We start from the raw sequence: 15,219 nt of genomic DNA, 5'->3' as shown, positions 1-15,219 counted from the left end.
TACCCGTAGCAGAAAAACTACCGGGCATTAAAGAAATGAAAGTCGAAACTATTACGGTGGGCAAACATCATAATATGCGTTGTCCGCCTTATATGGGGCATAAAACGATTATTATTTTCCATTTTGAGGTCCTTTCATTGATTTATTGAAAGCATGGATATTTTATCCAGGAAGCGCCAGCAATCTGTGAACCAGATCAACAAAAAACGATCATTTGAAAAATAATTAGTCGGCGATTATGCATATCGTGCTGTGAAATAACGGATTGTTTCTTAAATGTTAATTATATGTTTTTTATATTCTCCATAAAATATAGTATCGCCGCGAAAATAATTATTCGCGACGCCGAAAATAAATGACATAAAAATTAGAAGTTATTTAAAAATAATGAATAGCTATTCACGGCATAAAGCGATAGCCAATTCCGGTTTCGGTAATAAAATGGCGTGGGCGGGTGGGATCTTGTTCCAGTTTCTGGCGTAAATGTCCCATATAGATGCGCAAATAGTGGCTATGCTCCACGGCGTTAGGGCCCCAGACCTGGTTTAATAACTGCCGTTGGGTTAATACCTTGCCGGCATTATTGAGTAATACCGCCAGCAGGCGGAACTCAATCGGCGTCAGATGGATTTCTTCGTCGCCACGGTGGATCAACCGTGCGGCGAGATCGACCGTCACGCCGGAAAAGCGGACGATCGGATCGGCGCAAGGGCTGGCGGCGTGCCGTCGCAGCGCGACACGCAAACGCGCCTGCAACTCGCCAATGCCGAATGGCTTGCTCAGGTAATCATCAGCTCCGGCGTCAAGCGCGGCAATCTTATCGCTTTCTTCGCTGCGGGCGGAAAGGACAATCACCGGTATTGCGCTCCATTGACGCAGGTCGCGAATAAAATCGATTCCGTCGCCGTCCGGCAGGCCGAGATCGAGAATAATCAGATCGGGCTTTCGCGTGGCGGCTTCCAGTAAACCACGTTGTAATGTTTCAGCTTCATACACGCGCAGGCCGTCGCCTTCCAGCGCGGCGCGCAGAAAGCGGCGGATGGCCTGTTCATCTTCAACAATCAGAACGTTTGTCACATATCCTCATGAAAATCATCAAGTTCAGGTGGCTTTCCTTGCGGCAGCGTCACACGGAAACAGGCGCCGCCCTGCGGTCGATTATAGGCGGTAAGCGTGCCGCCGTGTACCTCTACGATAGCATGGCAAATCGCCAGCCCCAGCCCCACGCCGGGGACGGCGGACTCTTTGTTGCCGCGGGCGAACTTATCGAAAATCTTCTGTTCTTGCCCCGCAGGAATACCCGGCCCGTTATCCCAGACATCCAGTTGTAAACGATCGTCCTTAACCGCAGCATCAATGCCGATACTGGCCTGCGGCCCGGCGTACTTAACGGCGTTTTCCAGCAAGTTGATCAGGACACGCTCAAATAAGGGGCCATCGACATGGATAAGCGTTAACTGTTGCGGCAGCGACAATGTAATCGGATGCAATAAACCCGGCTCTAACATCTGTAACGCGCTACCGACGACCTCTTCCAGCGTCAGCCACTCTTTTTTAAGATTAAACCCGCCGGACTGAATACGCGCCATATCCAGCAAATTATTCACCAGCCGGGTGGTGTTGAGAATATGCTGGCGGATTTCACTGGCCTGACGCGCGTGGGGCGATCCTGCGCTGGCTAAATCCAGCGTCAAAATTTCCGCCTGGCCGAACAATACCGTCAGTGGCGTGCGTAAATCATGCGACAGCGCCGCCAGCAGAGCGTTGCGAATACTTTCGCGCTCGCTGGCGAGACGCGCCTGTTCTTCGCTGGCGGTCAGCGTCAGTCGTTCCAGCGCGTTGGCGACAAGCAGAGTGAATGTTTCCAGCAGGCGTTGCTGCTCCGGCACCATTAACTGACGCAAATTACCCGGTTCGACGATAGCCAGACCGTATGTTTTATCGGCGCTTTTCAGCGGCAGGATTTGATAAGGCACGCCAGGGAGGGTATCGGTGCCTGCGCCGGCAGGCTGGCCTTTATCAAAACTCCAGCGCGCAATTGCGTCGTCCCACGGCGTCATGCCTTGCTGATGGGTGAGAGGCAGCAACTTACCGTTAGCATCAGGTAATAAAATTTGGCTCCGCGCCTGAAACGTCGAAGCGATAAACCGCTCGCTGGTCGCGGCGATATCATGTTCGCTACGCCCGACGGCCAGCGCTTTAGACATTTCATATAAATGGCGGGTACGCTGTTCCCGATAACGGGCGACGCGCGCCTGATAGCGCACCCCGGCAGTAAGATTGCCAATCACCAGACCAACCGTCAGCATCACGGCAAAGGTCAGCAAATACTGCACGTCCGAAACGGCGAGCGTACCGCGTGGCGCGATAAAAAAGAGATCGAAACTCGCCACGTTAATCACCGTCGCCACCACCGACGGCCAGCGTCCGTAAAGCAGCGCAATCACCACTACGCCCAGCAAATAGAGCATCACCAGATTGGCGGCGTCGAAGGTGACAAGCCACTGCATAGCGATAAGCGTGGTGATGGCGCAAAGCGCCACGGCGACCAGACAGCCCTGAATCTGCCCACGCCATTTCTCTTTAAAAGGTCGGTTATCAGGCGTTTGCGCCAATGCGCGGGCTGGCGGCTCTTCCAGCGCGACGATCACCTGATCGAGATCCGGCGCGCGCCTGGCAAGACGGTCGGCGAAAGCGTCACGTCGCCACCAGCGTCGCGACGCCGGGCGGCCCATGACGATTTTCCCCAGATTATGCTCGCGGGCATAGCGCACGACCGCTTTCTCTTCGGCGGGATCGGACAGGGTGGCGGTTTCCGCGCCAAGCTCCTGCGCCAGGCGCAGCGCGCTTAAAATAGCCCGCCGTTGTTTTTCCGGTAAGCGGTGTAACGTTGGCGTTTCGACATAGACGGCGTGCCAGACGCTGCCGAGCCGGGAGGCCAGACGCGCCGCGGTACGCACCAGTTTTTCGCTGCCGGTGTTATGCCCGATACACAGTAAAATAGCATCGCGGGTATGCCATACTTTTTCTTCGCCCGGATGCGCGCGCCAGGCGCGCATCTGATCGTCCACGCGATCGGCTGTCCGGCGTAGCGCCAGCTCGCGGAGGGCGATCAGATTGCCCTTGCGGAAAAAATGTTCAATAGCGCGTTCCGCCTGACCGGCGATATACACTTTACCTTCGTTGAGCCGTTGGCGCAGATCGTCGGGCGGCAGATCGACCAGTACGACTTCATCAGCGGCATCAAAAAAGGGATCGGGGACGGTTTCGCGCACCTGAATCCCCGTGACGCCGCTCACCACATCGTTCAGACTTTCCAGATGTTGTACGTTCACGGTGGTGAAAACGTCGATTCCCGCTTCCAGCAGCTCTTCAATATCCTGCCAGCGCTTAGGATGGCGTGAGCCAGGCGCGTTACTGTGCGCCAGCTCATCCATTAAAATCAGCGCCGGACGCCGGGCGAGGGCGGCATCCAGGTCAAATTCGCGAATTTGCCGCCCCCGGTGCGAGTGACGTTTTGGCGGCAGAATGGTCAGCCCGTCAAGTAGTGCGGCGGTCTCTTCACGGCCGTGCGTCTCTACAACGCCGATCACCACATCCAGCCCCTGCGCTCGCAGCCGCTGCGCTTGCGCCAGCATCGCCCAGGTTTTTCCGACGCCTGCGCAGGCGCCGAAGAAAATTTTCAACTTCCCCCGGTGGGGCGGGGGCGTTTGTTCCAACAAGCGATCCGGATCAGGACGCAAGGGTTCGTCGTTCATTTCGCTCTGTGTCCCTGTAGCGCATCCAGCGCCAGATTAAGCTCAACAATATTCACCACCGGTTGCCCAAGGAAGCGCGCCAGCGGCCTGTGCGTATATTCTGCAACCAGTTGCGCGACCTGTTCAACGGGAAGCTGGCGAGCCGCCGCCACGCGGGGGATTTGCCATGCCGCGGCGCCGGGTGTCAGATTATTATCCAGCCCGCTTGCCGAGGCCGTCGCCAGCTCAACCGGAACCGCGGAACTCGCCTGGGGGTTAGCGGCGCGTAGCGCGGCGGCGCGGGCCTGTATTTGCGCATCCAGTTCGGGATTGCTGGCGGCCAGGTTGCTTCCGCCCGACGCCAGTGGATTATAAGGCGTATCGGCGGTGGCGGAGGGCCGGCCATGAAAATAGCCCGCGGCGGTAAACGATTGTCCGATAAGCGCTGAGCCGCGTATCACATTGTCTTTATGAATCAGCGAGCCATTAGCCTGCCAGGGAAACCACCACTGCCCCAGCGCCGTGGTCAGAAGCGGATACACGCCGCCGGTCAATAACAGCAGAAATAACATTGTCGAAAAAGCAGGACGTAAACCGATCATCATACACCTCACGCCAGACCCAGCAGGGTCAGCAGCACATCAATCACTTTGATACCAATAAACGGCACCACCAGACCACCCAGACCATAGATCCATAAATTACGGCGCAGCATGGCCGATGCGGAAAGCGGCTTATAACTCACGCCTTTTAATGCCAGCGGGATCAGAAAAATAATAATCAGGGCGTTAAAGATCACCGCGCTCAGAATGGCGGAGTTCGGCGAATGCAGCCCCATCACGTTGAGCGCGTTTAGCTGCGGATAGGTAGCGGCAAACGCGGCGGGAATAATGGCGAAATATTTCGCTACATCATTCGCGATACTGAAGGTGGTGAGCGAGCCGCGCGTCATCAGCATCTGCTTACCGATATGCACCACTTCAATCAACTTGGTTGGGTTAGAGTCCAGATCCACCATATTACCGGCTTCTTTCGCCGCCTGGGTGCCGGAGTTCATCGCCACCGCGACGTCAGCCTGCGCCAGCGCCGGGGCATCGTTAGTGCCGTCGCCGGTCATGGCGACCAGCCGTCCTTCCGCCTGATATTGGCGGATCAGCGCCAGCTTGGCTTCCGGCGTGGCTTCGGCAAGAAAATCGTCCACACCGGCTTCGGCGGCAATCGCTGCCGCCGTCAGGCGGTTATCGCCAGTGATCATCACCGTTTTAATGCCCATCTTTCGTAGCTGGGCGAAACGTTCTTTAATGCCGCCTTTAACGATATCCTTGAGGGCGATAACACCCAGTACGCGCGCGCCTTCCACTACCACCAGCGGCGTCGCGCCCAGACGCGCCACGTTCTCGACGTTTTGCTCGACATCGGCGGGAAAATGGCCGCCATTGCTCTCGACATGACGCCGAATCGCGTCCACCGAGCCTTTACGGATCATCCGGTTATCGATATTAATCCCGCTCATGCGGCTTTGCGCGGTAAACGGAACAAAGGTGGCATGAAGCGACTGCACATCGCGTTCACGCAGGTTAAAGCGCTGTTTGGCGAGGATCACAATGCTGCGGCCTTCCGGCGTTTCGTCGGCCAGCGAAGCGAGCTGCGCGGCGTCAGCCAGCGTGCGTTCGTCCACCCCTCGGGCGGGAATAAAATCGGACGCCTGGCGATTGCCGAGCGTGATAGTGCCGGTTTTATCCAGCAGTAACACGTCGACATCGCCCGCGGCTTCTACGGCGCGGCCGCTGGTGGCGATGACGTTCGCGCCCAACATTCGGCTCATTCCGGCTACGCCAATGGCGGAGAGTAGCCCGCCGATGGTAGTGGGGATCAGGCACACCAGCAACGCCACCAACACGGTGACGCTGACCGCGTTACCGCCCCAGGCAGAGAAGGGCCACAGAGTGGCGGTCGCCAGTAAAAAGACAATGGTCAGGGCAATGAGCAAAATCGTCAGGGCAATCTCGTTAGGTGTTTTCCGCCGCTGCGCGCCTTCCACCATCGCGATCATCCGGTCAAGAAAGGTTTCGCCAGGATTGACGCTACAGGCAATCACCAGCCAGTCGGAAAGAATTCGCGTGCCGCCGGTGACAGAGGCGAAATCGCCGCCGGACTCGCGGATCACGGGCGCGGATTCGCCGGTAATCGCACTTTCATCCACCGAGGCGCCGCCTTCGATGACCTCGCCATCGCAGGGAATAATATCGCCCGCTTTGACCAGGACAATGTCGCCTTTCCGCAGTTCAGCGGCGGGCACGTTATCGGCCTGCGCATCATGGCGCGGGGCGCGCAGGCGGCGAGCGAACGCGGTCTTTTTCACCCCTTTCAGACTGTTTGCCTGGGCTTTGCTGCGGCCTTCCGCCAGCGCTTCGGCAAAATTGGCGAACAGTACGGTGAACCATAACCACAGGCTGATCACCCCTGTAAACAAGGCGCTTCCCGCTATTTGTCCTGTTACCATAGCGAGCGTTAACAGAGTGGTTAGCACGCTGCCGGCCCAGACCACAAACATCACCGGGTTACGCCACTGGGCGCGTGGGCTTAATTTTTTTACGGCATCCGTTAGCGCCTGTACGAGTAAAACAGGTTCAAACAGCGCCAGTTGCTTGCGACTCATATCAATGTACTCCGCATCGCTCAAGGTAAAGAGAAATGTTCCGCTACCGGGCCAAGCGCCAGGGCAGGAATAAACGTCAGCGCGCCGACCAGCAGTACCGTGCCGATGAGCAGTCCAATAAATAGCGCGCCGTGGGTCGCCAGCGTTCCCTGACTGGCCGGCTGTACTTTTTTACTGACCAGCGATCCGGCGATGGCCATGACAGGAATAATCACGCCGAAACGGCCGACGAACATGCAGAACGCCAGCAAACAGTTCCAGAAAGGCGAGTTAGCGCTCAGACCCGCAAAGGCGCTACCGTTGTTGTTGGCGGCAGAGGAGACGGCATATAACACTTCGCTAAAACCGTGCGGGCCAGGGTTCAGCATTGCGCTGCGTCCGGCATCCGTCATCATCGCCAGCGCCGAACCCAACAAGACCAGCATCGGCGTGACCAGAATCGCCAGCGCGGTCATTTTCATTTCGCGCACGTCGATTTTTTTCCCCAGATATTCCGGCGTGCGACCGATCATCAGCCCCGCGATAAACACCGCCAGCAGGACAAACAGCAACATGCCGTACAGCCCTGAACCGACGCCTCCAAAGACCACTTCGCCAATTTGCATCAGCCACATCGGCACCATACCGCCCAGAGCGGTAAACGAGTCGTGCATGGCATTTACCGCCCCGCAGGACGCCGCGGTCGTGACGACGGCAAACAGGCTGCTGGCCAGCACGCCAAAGCGTGTTTCTTTACCCTCCATGTTGACGCTACTGTCCGCGCCCGCCGCCAACAGATGTGGATTTCCCTGAACTTCCGCCCACATCACTACCGCTACGCAGACCACAAAAATGAATGACATTGCCCACAGTAGCGCGCGTCCCTGACGGCGATCGCCCGCCGCTTCGCCAAAGGCGAAACAGAGCGCGGCTGGAATCAAAAATATCGCCAGCATCTGCGCCAGATTAGTGAGCGCGGTAGGGTTTTCGAACGGATGCGAAGAGTTGGCGTTAAAGAAACCGCCGCCGTTGGTGCCAAGCATTTTGATCGCCTCCTGCGAAGCAACCGGACCCATCGGCAAAAGTTGTTTAGCGCCTTCAAGGGTGGTGATGGGCTGATAAGCCGACAGGTTTTGCGGTACGCCTTGTTGGATAAAAAACAGCGCGATAATTAACGCGACAGGAAATAATATCCATAGCGTAATGCGTACCAGATCCTGCCAGGCATTACCCAGCGTGTGCACATTCTGGCGCGTAAAGGCGCGGATAAGCGCAAAAACCACCGCAATCCCGGTCGCCGCCGACAGGAAATTTTGCACCGTCAGCCCGGCCATCTGGCTAAAGTAGCTCAGCGTGCTTTCGCCGCTGTAGGCTTGCCAGTTGGTATTGGTGACAAAGCTGACGGCGGTATTCAGCGCCAGATCCCAGGACAGCCCCGGTAGCCGCTGCGGATTTAAGGGCAGCCACTCCTGCCAGAATAGCAGGCAAAACAGGATGCCCAGTCCCAGCAGATTGAGCGTCAGTAGCGCCAGTAAATACTGACGCCAGTTCATTTCGTGGTCGGTAATGCCAAGAGTCCGCCAGAGGATACGCTCAACGCCAGCCACGCCCGGCAACGGAACGGCGGCGATGAGCCTTGCCAGGCCCGAACCCAACGGTTTCGCCAGTACCAATAAAATCAGTAAAAAACTGGCGATCAGTAAAAATCCTTGCGCGGCCATCAGAACGCCTCCGCATTAATCAGGGCATAGACCAGATAACCTAAAAGTAAGAAAACCAGCACGATGCCGGTTATCACGCCTGCACTCACAGAGCACCTCCAGTGGCATTGTTTTACTCCTGAGAAAGGTAATTTTTTGGCTGCAAAGATTTCGCAAAAATTGGCGGGCGGAGTGTAAAAAAAGTATAAAAATGGCAAAGACCATTATTTAACTAATGATTAGTATTAATTTAACCTTTTCGTAACTAATTTACGCTTTGAATGTAAATCTGCTGGAAAAGCGTGAAAATAAGTGGTCGGATGAGTAGTAAAATTACACCGAAAACGGTACTATTTTAATCAGGTAACAAGGTTCAATTTTTCGGTGCTATTCACCGATTCAATCTATACCGGGGCGGATAGCGTCGGTATAAAGGGGGGAAACGTATGGAACACTATAAAGACTATCCGGCGCATGTCATTTTTGCCCGTCGTGCTTTCGCGGTGACCGCAGGCGTGCTGGCGTTGCCGGTGATGCTCTTCTGGAAAGACCGCGCGCGTTTTTATAGTTATCTGCACCGTGTCTGGTCGAAAACCAGTGATAAACCGGTATGGATGGCGCAGGCTGAAAAAGCCACCTGCGACTTTTATTAATCGCGACCAGCCTGAAAAAACCGTCAGCCGCCACGCTGGCGGTTTTTTTATGCGCCAGGGTCTACACTGTTTAACGCTATTCGCCGTGACGTTTTATCTTTCAGGAGTTGTATGCCCACCCATTTAGTCTGGTTCAGGCGCGATCTGCGTTTACAGGATAACCTTGCGCTGGCCGCCGCCTGCCGCGATGCATCCGCGCGGGTGCTGGCGCTTTATATTTCCACCCCCGCGCAGTGGCAGGCCCATGATATGGCGCCGCGGCAGGCGGCATTCATCAGCGCGCAGCTCAATGCGCTACAGACGGCCCTTGCAGAGAAAGGGATTCCGCTGCTGTTTCATGAAGTGGCGGATTTTAACGCCAGTATTGAGACGGTTAAAAACGTTTGCCGGCAGCATGACGTCAGCCATCTGTTTTATAACTATCAGTATGAGTTTAACGAGCGTCAGCGTGATGCGGCGGTGGAAAAAACGCTGCCATCTGTCATCTGCGAAGGCTTTGACGATAGCGTGATTCTTGCGCCCGGCGCGGTGATGACCGGCAATCATGAAATGTATAAAGTTTTTACGCCGTTTAAAAACGCCTGGTTGAAACGGCTAAAAGAGGATATTCCGCCGTGCGTTCCGGCCCCGAAGATCCGGGTGAGCGGCGCGCTTTCTACACCCTTAACGCCAGTCTCGCTTAACTACCCGCAACAGGCGTTTGACGCCGCGCTTTTCCCGGTGGAAGAAAACGCGGTCATCGCGCAGCTACGTCAGTTTTGCGCGCAGGGCGCAGACGGGTATGAGTCACGGCGGGATTTCCCTGCGGTTGAAGGCACCAGTCGGCTTTCCGCCAGCCTGGCGACGGGCGGCCTGTCGCCGCGACAGTGCCTGCACCGATTACTGGCGGAGCAGCCGCAGGCGCTGGACGGCGGACCGGGAAGCGTCTGGTTGAATGAGCTCATCTGGCGGGAATTTTACCGTCATTTAATGACCTGGTATCCGGCATTATGCAAACACCAGCCGTTTATCCGCTGGACAAAACGCGTCGCGTGGCAGGAGAACCCGCACTATTTTCAGGCATGGCAGAAAGGCGAAACCGGTTATCCCATTGTCGATGCGGCGATGCGCCAGCTTAACGCGACGGGCTGGATGCATAACCGTTTACGCATGATTACCGCCAGCTTTCTGGTAAAAGATCTGTTGATTGACTGGCGGTTGGGGGAGCGCTATTTCATGTCGCAGCTTATTGACGGCGATCTTGCCGCCAATAATGGCGGCTGGCAGTGGGCCGCTTCAACCGGTACCGATGCCGCGCCTTATTTTCGTATTTTTAATCCCACGACTCAGGGAGAGAGGTTCGATCGCGACGGCGAATTTATCCGCCAGTGGCTACCGGCATTACGCGATATCCCTGGAAAAGCGATTCACGAGCCGTGGCGGTGGGCGGAAAAAGCGGGAGTCGTGCTTGATTATCCTCGGCCTATTGTGGAACACAAACAGGCGAGAATCGCGACGCTTTCCGCCTATGAGGCGGCGAGAAAAGGGGCGTGATACAGGCCCGGTAGCGCAAACTACCGGGCCTTCTGCTATCAGGATTCGACGGCCAGCGCGCGGCTTTTGAATTTGAAGGACTGATACAGCCAAATCAGCAGGACAACCCCTACGCAGGCTAACGCGCCCCAGGTGATCTGTTCAAAAACATCCACATAGGCGTTGATGGCGTAATTAACCGCGCCGCTGGCGTCGAAGGCGCTTTGCGAGGTCTGGTCAGCGATGACGCCTGCCAGATAGTTAGCTATCGCGCCGGACAGCAGCATATAAATTCCGGTTAATACGCCGGTGACGCCGGGGATATCAATGCGCGTAATTTGCGACATGGCGACCGGGTCGATAAACAGCTCGGCAAAGCCCATCACCGCCAGTCCCAGCACCATTAGCGGCATTGAAGAGTGTCCGTAAGCGGCGGACCAGCGTGCGCTCAGGGTCAGAATACAGAATCCGGCGCTCATCAGACCGAGACCCAGCGCGAATTTGCCCCAGATACGCACGGTGCGATTACCGCTTACGCTCTCTTTAACCAGCCAGGCCAGGACGACCCCACACAGCATCACGGCAAAGGCGTTCACCGACTGGAACATGGCGGTAGGAACGGAATAGCCCAGAATATCGCGGTTCACAAAGCGGTCGATATACAGGCTGATAGAACTGCCGCCCTGCTGGGCAAACGCCCAGAACAGCATACTGAACAGGGTCAGGGTGACAATCAGCCCCAGTTCTTTGCGCTGTTTGGCCGTTTGCGCCTGACGATAAATTTTTGCCAGCACGACCAGGCCGATCGCGGTCGCCACGATTAAGGCATAGACAGACCATTCTTTCCAGAACAGAACGGTAATCAGCAACGGCGCCGCTACCAGCAAAATTAACAGCCAGCCCCAGTTCGGCAGCAGGTAGTTTCTGGCGCACAACACGGCTTTATTCACGCCGGTGGTGTGGGTGAAATGACGATTTCCACACAGGAAGATCACTAACCCCGCCAGCATACCAATGGCGGCGAGCGCAAAGCCCATCGCCCAACTGTACTCCTCTTGCACATAGCCGCAGGCGATAGGCGCCACGATCGAACCAATATTGCCCGCTGCGTAAAGCAGCGAGAACCCGCCGTCGCGGCGCGGATCTTCCGGCTGGTACAGTTCGCCCAGCAGGCAGCTAATATTCGATTTAAACAGGCCGTAGCCGCAGACAATGATCGCCAGCGACAGATAAAGGAATGTCGGCGCGATCTCACTGGCGCCCAGCACTAAATGACCTATAGCCATTAAAAATGCGCCCAGCATGACTGCCATTCGGTTGCCAAGCACCTTATCCGCCAGATAGCCGCCAAGAATCGGCGTTACGTAGACCAGCGAACAATAAGCGCTGAATAACTCATAGGCGTGGTTATCGTCGTATTTTAGCTGATTGGTGAGATAAAGAATCAGTAGGGCGCGCATACCATAAAAGCTGAAGTACTCCCAAATTTGCAGGGCGACAACGTAGTAAATAGCGCGGGGTTGAGATGCTTGTTTATTCATCGTATTTCCGGGATAGAGACGCTGCGGCAAGAACGCGGCATTCTCAGATAATGCCTTTCTTTGTGGGCTTATTAAGCCTGCCGTATCGCCGTGTTTCCTTAAAGTTACCAACATGATACAGAACTGATTTTTTCTGCAATATGCGTTCTGATTGCATAAATATACATGAAACCGATCGTGTTTTGCTAAGTAATTTGCGCCAAACCCGGAGGTGATTGTTTCTTGATGTGTCAAACAAATGTTTATCGACGAACGGCTAACGGAAGGCTATGTTAACGGAGACTGAACCCGTAACGGGAAAGTAGAACGTGGGTTAAAGGGAGCGATGATGAAAAACACCGAGCTGGAACAACTGATTAACGACAAGCTGAACAGTGCGGCAATAAGCGATTATGCGCCGAATGGTTTACAGGTCGAAGGAAAAGAGACGGTACAGAAAATCGTTACCGGCGTGACCGCAAGTCAGGCGCTGCTCGATGAGGCGGTGCGTTTGCAGGCCGATGCGGTCATTGTTCATCATGGTTACTTCTGGAAAGGCGAGTCTCCGGTTATTCGCGGGATGAAACGCCGTCGCTTAAAAACGTTACTGGCAAATGATATTAACCTTTACGGTTGGCATCTGCCGCTGGATGCGCATCCTGAGCTGGGCAACAATGCGCAGTTGGCGGCGCTATTGGGCATTACCGTGAAAGGAGAAATTGAGCCGCTGGTGCCGTGGGGAGAGCTCTCAATGCCGGTGCCGGGGCTGGAACTGGCCTCATGGATTGAAGCGCGTCTGGGGCGTAAACCGCTATGGTGCGGCGATACCGGGCCAGAGAATGTGCAGCGTGTCGCCTGGTGTACCGGCGGCGGGCAAAGTTTTATTGATAGCGCCGCCCGCTTCGGCGTGGATGCTTTCATTACCGGCGAGGTGTCTGAACAGACCATTCATTCCGCGCGCGAACAGGGGCTGCATTTTTATGCCGCCGGGCACCATGCCACTGAACGCGGCGGTATTCGCGCCCTGAGCGAATGGTTGAACGAAAACACGGCGTTGGATGTGACGTTTATTGATATCCCTAACCCGGCATAACTGAGAGGTAATAAAGTGCAGCGAGCGCGTTGTTATCTGTTAGGCGAAACGGCGGTCGTCCTGGAACTTGAACCACCGATTACGCTGGCGAGCCAGAAACGCATCTGGCGTCTGACGCAGCGTCTGGTCGATATGCCGAACGTGGTGGAAGCCATTCCCGGGATGAACAATATCACCGTGATCTTGCGGGAACCGCAAACCCTGGCGCTGGATGCGATTGAGCGTCTGCAGCGCTGGTGGGAAGAGAGCGAGGCGCTGGAGCCGGACTCGCGTTCGGTTGAGATCCCGGTGATCTATGGCGGCGCAGGCGGGCCGGATCTGGCGGCGGTGGCACGGCACAGCGGTTTGAGTGAAAAGCAGGTCGTGGAGCTACATGCCTCCGTTGAGTATGTCGTCTGGTTTTTAGGCTTTCAGCCTGGCTTTCCCTATCTTGGGAATTTACCAGAACCGCTCCATATGCCCAGACGCGCGGAGCCGCGCCTGCAGGTTCCGGCCGGTTCTGTCGGCATCGGCGGCGCGCAGACGGGGATTTATCCATTATCCACGCCGGGCGGCTGGCAGCTGATCGGCCTCACGCCGTTGAAGTTATTCGATCCGATGCGGGAGCCCCCGGTTCTGCTACGCCCTGGCGATAGCGTACGCTTTGTGCCGCAAAAGGAGGGAATATGCTGAATATTATTCGCGCGGGGATTTACACCTCCGTGCAGGATAGCGGGCGTCACGGCTTTCGTCAGTCGGGGCTGAGTCACTGTGGCGCGCTGGATAAACCCGCCTTTCAGACCGCTAATCTCCTGGTCGGGAACGATGCGAATGCCCCGGCGCTGGAAATCACTCTCGGCCAACTGGTTGTCGAATTTGAAAATGAGACCTGGTTCGCTCTTACCGGCGCAGGCTGCGAGGCGCAGTTGGATGATCAACCGGTCTGGACCGGCTGGCGATTGCCGGTAAAAGCGGGTCAGCGTCTTACGCTGCATCGACCGCTTCACGGGATGCGTAGCTATCTGGCGGTGGCGGGCGGTATTGCTGTGCCGGAGGTGATGGGATCGTGTAGTACCGATCTGAAGTCCGGCATCGGTGGGCTGGAAGGACGGCTGCTAAAAGATGGCGATCGGCTGGCGACGGGTAAACCATCGCGACAGTTTAGCGGGCCGCAGGGCGTGAAGCAGTTACTGTGGGGGAATCGCATCCGTGCGCTACCGGGGCCGGAATACCGTGAGTTCGATCGCGCCTCGCAAGAAGCGTTCTGGCGTTCGCCGTGGCAGCTCAGTCCGCAAAGTAATCGCATGGGCTATCGTTTGCAGGGACAATCGTTAACGCGGACAACGGATCGCGAACTGCTGTCGCACGGTTTGCTGCCCGGTGTCGTGCAGGTGCCTTACAACGGCCAACCTATTGTGCTAATGAATGATGCCCAGACAACTGGCGGCTATCCGCGCATTGCCTGCATCATCGAGGCAGATATGTACCATCTGGCGCAGATCCCGCTAGGACAACCGATCCATTTTGTGCAATGTTCGCTGGAAGAGGCGCTCAACGCGCGCCATGAGCGTCAGCGCTATCTGGAACAGCTTACCTGGCGGCTTCAGCATGAACATTGATTTAAATGCGGATGTGGGCGAAGGTTGCGCCAGCGACAGCGAATTATTAACGCTGGTCTCCTCCGCCAATATCGCCTGTGGTTTTCACGCCGGTGATGCGCAAACCATGCTGACCTGTGTGCGCGAGGCGCTGAAAAACGGCGTGGCGATCGGCGCGCATCCCAGCTTTCCGGATCGGGATAATTTTGGGCGGACGGCGATGGTTTTGCCGCCGGAAACGGTATACGCCCAGACGCTGTACCAAATCGGCGCGCTGGGGGCGATTGTCCAGGCGCAAGGCGGCGTGATGCGCCATGTCAAACCGCACGGTATGCTCTATAACCAGGCGGCGAAAGATCCTCATCTGGCACAGGCGATTGCGAAAGCGGTACACGACTATGATCCGTCACTGATACTGGTTGGACTGGCGGGAAGTGAGCTGATCCGGGCCGGTGAGCGCCATCGCCTGGTGACGCGGCAGGAGGTGTTTGCCGATCGCGGCTATCAGGCCGACGGTAGCCTGGTGCCGCGCATGCAACCTGGCGCGCTGATTCACGACGAAGAGCAGGCGCTGGCGCAAACGCTGGATATGGTACAAGCCGGGAGAGTGAAAAGCGTTACTGGCGTGTGGACGACTGTCACGGCGCAAACGGTGTGCATTCATGGCGACGGCGAGTATGCGCTTGCATTCGCTCGCAGGTTACGCGCCGCGTTCAATGCGCGTAATATACACGTTATTGCCTGAGAGCCCGACGATTGAAGCTATTATATTACGGCTGTGGATATTCA

General features: G+C 56.2%; 14 protein-coding genes. 6 read left to right on the top strand and 8 right to left on the bottom strand.

Features of this window, described 5'->3' with window-relative positions; all coding sequences use genetic code 11:
- Positions 1-17 precede the first annotated feature (17 nt).
- The 7 genes from speFL to kdpF all read right to left on the bottom strand — a co-directional run bounded on the left by speFL (position 18) and on the right by kdpF (position 8,185).
- On the bottom strand, positions 18-122 hold the full coding sequence (speFL, locus tag ACLJTG_RS09955; protein WP_015632840.1) for a leader peptide SpeFL: 105 nt from the start codon (positions 120-122) through the stop codon (positions 18-20).
- Between the two features lie 277 nt (positions 123-399).
- Positions 400-1,077, bottom strand: a complete 678-nt coding sequence (gene kdpE / locus ACLJTG_RS09950) for a two-component system response regulator KdpE (RefSeq protein WP_000186053.1) — start codon at positions 1,075-1,077, stop codon at positions 400-402.
- A complete protein-coding gene (gene kdpD, locus ACLJTG_RS09945; protein ID WP_000997469.1) occupies positions 1,074-3,758 on the bottom strand; it encodes a two-component system sensor histidine kinase KdpD in 2,685 nt (894 codons plus the stop codon). The genes kdpE and kdpD overlap by 4 nt, the downstream gene beginning before the upstream one ends.
- Positions 3,755-4,339 (bottom strand): potassium-transporting ATPase subunit KdpC, encoded by a 585-nt coding sequence (gene kdpC, locus ACLJTG_RS09940; protein ID WP_001524617.1) that lies wholly within the window; start codon positions 4,337-4,339, stop codon positions 3,755-3,757. Before kdpC ends, kdpD begins: the two co-directional genes overlap by 4 nt.
- A gap of 8 nt (positions 4,340-4,347) precedes the next feature.
- Positions 4,348-6,396, bottom strand: a complete 2,049-nt coding sequence (kdpB, locus tag ACLJTG_RS09935; protein ID WP_000088034.1) for a potassium-transporting ATPase subunit KdpB — start codon at positions 6,394-6,396, stop codon at positions 4,348-4,350.
- Positions 6,397-6,416: 20 nt separating this feature from the next.
- A complete protein-coding gene (gene kdpA / locus ACLJTG_RS09930) occupies positions 6,417-8,096 on the bottom strand; it encodes a potassium-transporting ATPase subunit KdpA (RefSeq protein WP_000730078.1) in 1,680 nt (559 codons plus the stop codon).
- Positions 8,096-8,185, bottom strand: coding sequence for a K(+)-transporting ATPase subunit F (gene kdpF / locus ACLJTG_RS09925; RefSeq protein ID WP_001670793.1), 90 nt, complete (start codon positions 8,183-8,185; stop codon positions 8,096-8,098). Before kdpF ends, kdpA begins: the two co-directional genes overlap by 1 nt.
- A gap of 336 nt (positions 8,186-8,521) precedes the next feature.
- Between kdpF and ACLJTG_RS09920 the strand changes: the two genes are divergently transcribed.
- Positions 8,522-8,728 (top strand): YbfA family protein, encoded by a 207-nt coding sequence (locus ACLJTG_RS09920; RefSeq protein ID WP_000401435.1) that lies wholly within the window; start codon positions 8,522-8,524, stop codon positions 8,726-8,728.
- Positions 8,729-8,839: 111 nt separating this feature from the next.
- Complete coding sequence (gene phrB, locus ACLJTG_RS09915) at positions 8,840-10,261, top strand: deoxyribodipyrimidine photo-lyase (protein ID WP_369557194.1); 1,422 nt, start codon at positions 8,840-8,842, stop codon at positions 10,259-10,261.
- Positions 10,262-10,299: 38 nt separating this feature from the next.
- Here the strand turns inward: phrB and ACLJTG_RS09910 are convergent, their stop codons facing one another.
- Complete coding sequence (locus ACLJTG_RS09910; protein WP_001041123.1) at positions 10,300-11,781, bottom strand: MFS transporter; 1,482 nt, start codon at positions 11,779-11,781, stop codon at positions 10,300-10,302.
- Between the two features lie 328 nt (positions 11,782-12,109).
- Here ACLJTG_RS09910 and ybgI point away from each other — a divergent pair, with 328 nt between their 5' ends.
- The 4 genes from ybgI to pxpA are packed head-to-tail and all read left to right on the top strand — an operon-like array spanning position 12,110 to position 15,175.
- Positions 12,110-12,853 (top strand): radiation resistance protein YbgI, encoded by a 744-nt coding sequence (gene ybgI, locus ACLJTG_RS09905; protein ID WP_000798844.1) that lies wholly within the window; start codon positions 12,110-12,112, stop codon positions 12,851-12,853.
- 15 nt (positions 12,854-12,868) lie between these two features.
- Positions 12,869-13,525, top strand: coding sequence for a 5-oxoprolinase subunit PxpB (gene pxpB, locus ACLJTG_RS09900; RefSeq protein WP_001188371.1), 657 nt, complete (start codon positions 12,869-12,871; stop codon positions 13,523-13,525).
- The gene (gene pxpC, locus ACLJTG_RS09895; protein WP_000932043.1) at positions 13,519-14,451 is read left to right on the top strand and encodes a 5-oxoprolinase subunit PxpC; all 933 of its coding nucleotides are present in this window, start codon (positions 13,519-13,521) and stop codon (positions 14,449-14,451) included. Before pxpB ends, pxpC begins: the two co-directional genes overlap by 7 nt.
- The gene (gene pxpA, locus ACLJTG_RS09890) at positions 14,441-15,175 is read left to right on the top strand and encodes a 5-oxoprolinase subunit PxpA (RefSeq protein WP_001017922.1); all 735 of its coding nucleotides are present in this window, start codon (positions 14,441-14,443) and stop codon (positions 15,173-15,175) included. The genes pxpC and pxpA overlap by 11 nt, the downstream gene beginning before the upstream one ends.
- Positions 15,176-15,219 lie beyond the last annotated feature (44 nt).

The organism is Salmonella sp. SAL00672, from assembly GCF_046552175.1.
Taxonomy (GTDB): Bacteria; Pseudomonadota; Gammaproteobacteria; order Enterobacterales; family Enterobacteriaceae; genus Salmonella; species Salmonella enterica.
Note: the sequence above shows the minus strand (reverse complement) of the source record. Positions and strands in the feature narration are given on the sequence as shown.

Excerpts from the sequence above, each read along its gene's own strand:
- kdpD (WP_000997469.1), bottom strand. The coding sequence starts at position 3,758 with ATGAACGACGAACCCTTGCGTCCTGATCCGGATCGCTTGTTGGAACAA.
- ACLJTG_RS09910 (WP_001041123.1), bottom strand. The coding sequence starts at position 11,781 with ATGAATAAACAAGCATCTCAACCCCGCGCTATTTACTACGTTGTCGCC.
- ybgI (WP_000798844.1), top strand. The coding sequence starts at position 12,110 with ATGAAAAACACCGAGCTGGAACAACTGATTAACGACAAGCTGAACAGT.
- kdpA (WP_000730078.1), bottom strand. The coding sequence starts at position 8,096 with ATGGCCGCGCAAGGATTTTTACTGATCGCCAGTTTTTTACTGATTTTA.
- phrB (WP_369557194.1), top strand. The coding sequence starts at position 8,840 with ATGCCCACCCATTTAGTCTGGTTCAGGCGCGATCTGCGTTTACAGGAT.
- ACLJTG_RS09920 (WP_000401435.1), top strand. The coding sequence starts at position 8,522 with ATGGAACACTATAAAGACTATCCGGCGCATGTCATTTTTGCCCGTCGT.
- kdpC (WP_001524617.1), bottom strand. The coding sequence starts at position 4,339 with ATGATCGGTTTACGTCCTGCTTTTTCGACAATGTTATTTCTGCTGTTA.
- pxpC (WP_000932043.1), top strand. The coding sequence starts at position 13,519 with ATGCTGAATATTATTCGCGCGGGGATTTACACCTCCGTGCAGGATAGC.
- speFL (WP_015632840.1), bottom strand. The coding sequence starts at position 122 with ATGGAAAATAATAATCGTTTTATGCCCCATATAAGGCGGACAACGCAT.
- pxpA (WP_001017922.1), top strand. The coding sequence starts at position 14,441 with ATGAACATTGATTTAAATGCGGATGTGGGCGAAGGTTGCGCCAGCGAC.
- kdpB (WP_000088034.1), bottom strand. The coding sequence starts at position 6,396 with ATGAGTCGCAAGCAACTGGCGCTGTTTGAACCTGTTTTACTCGTACAG.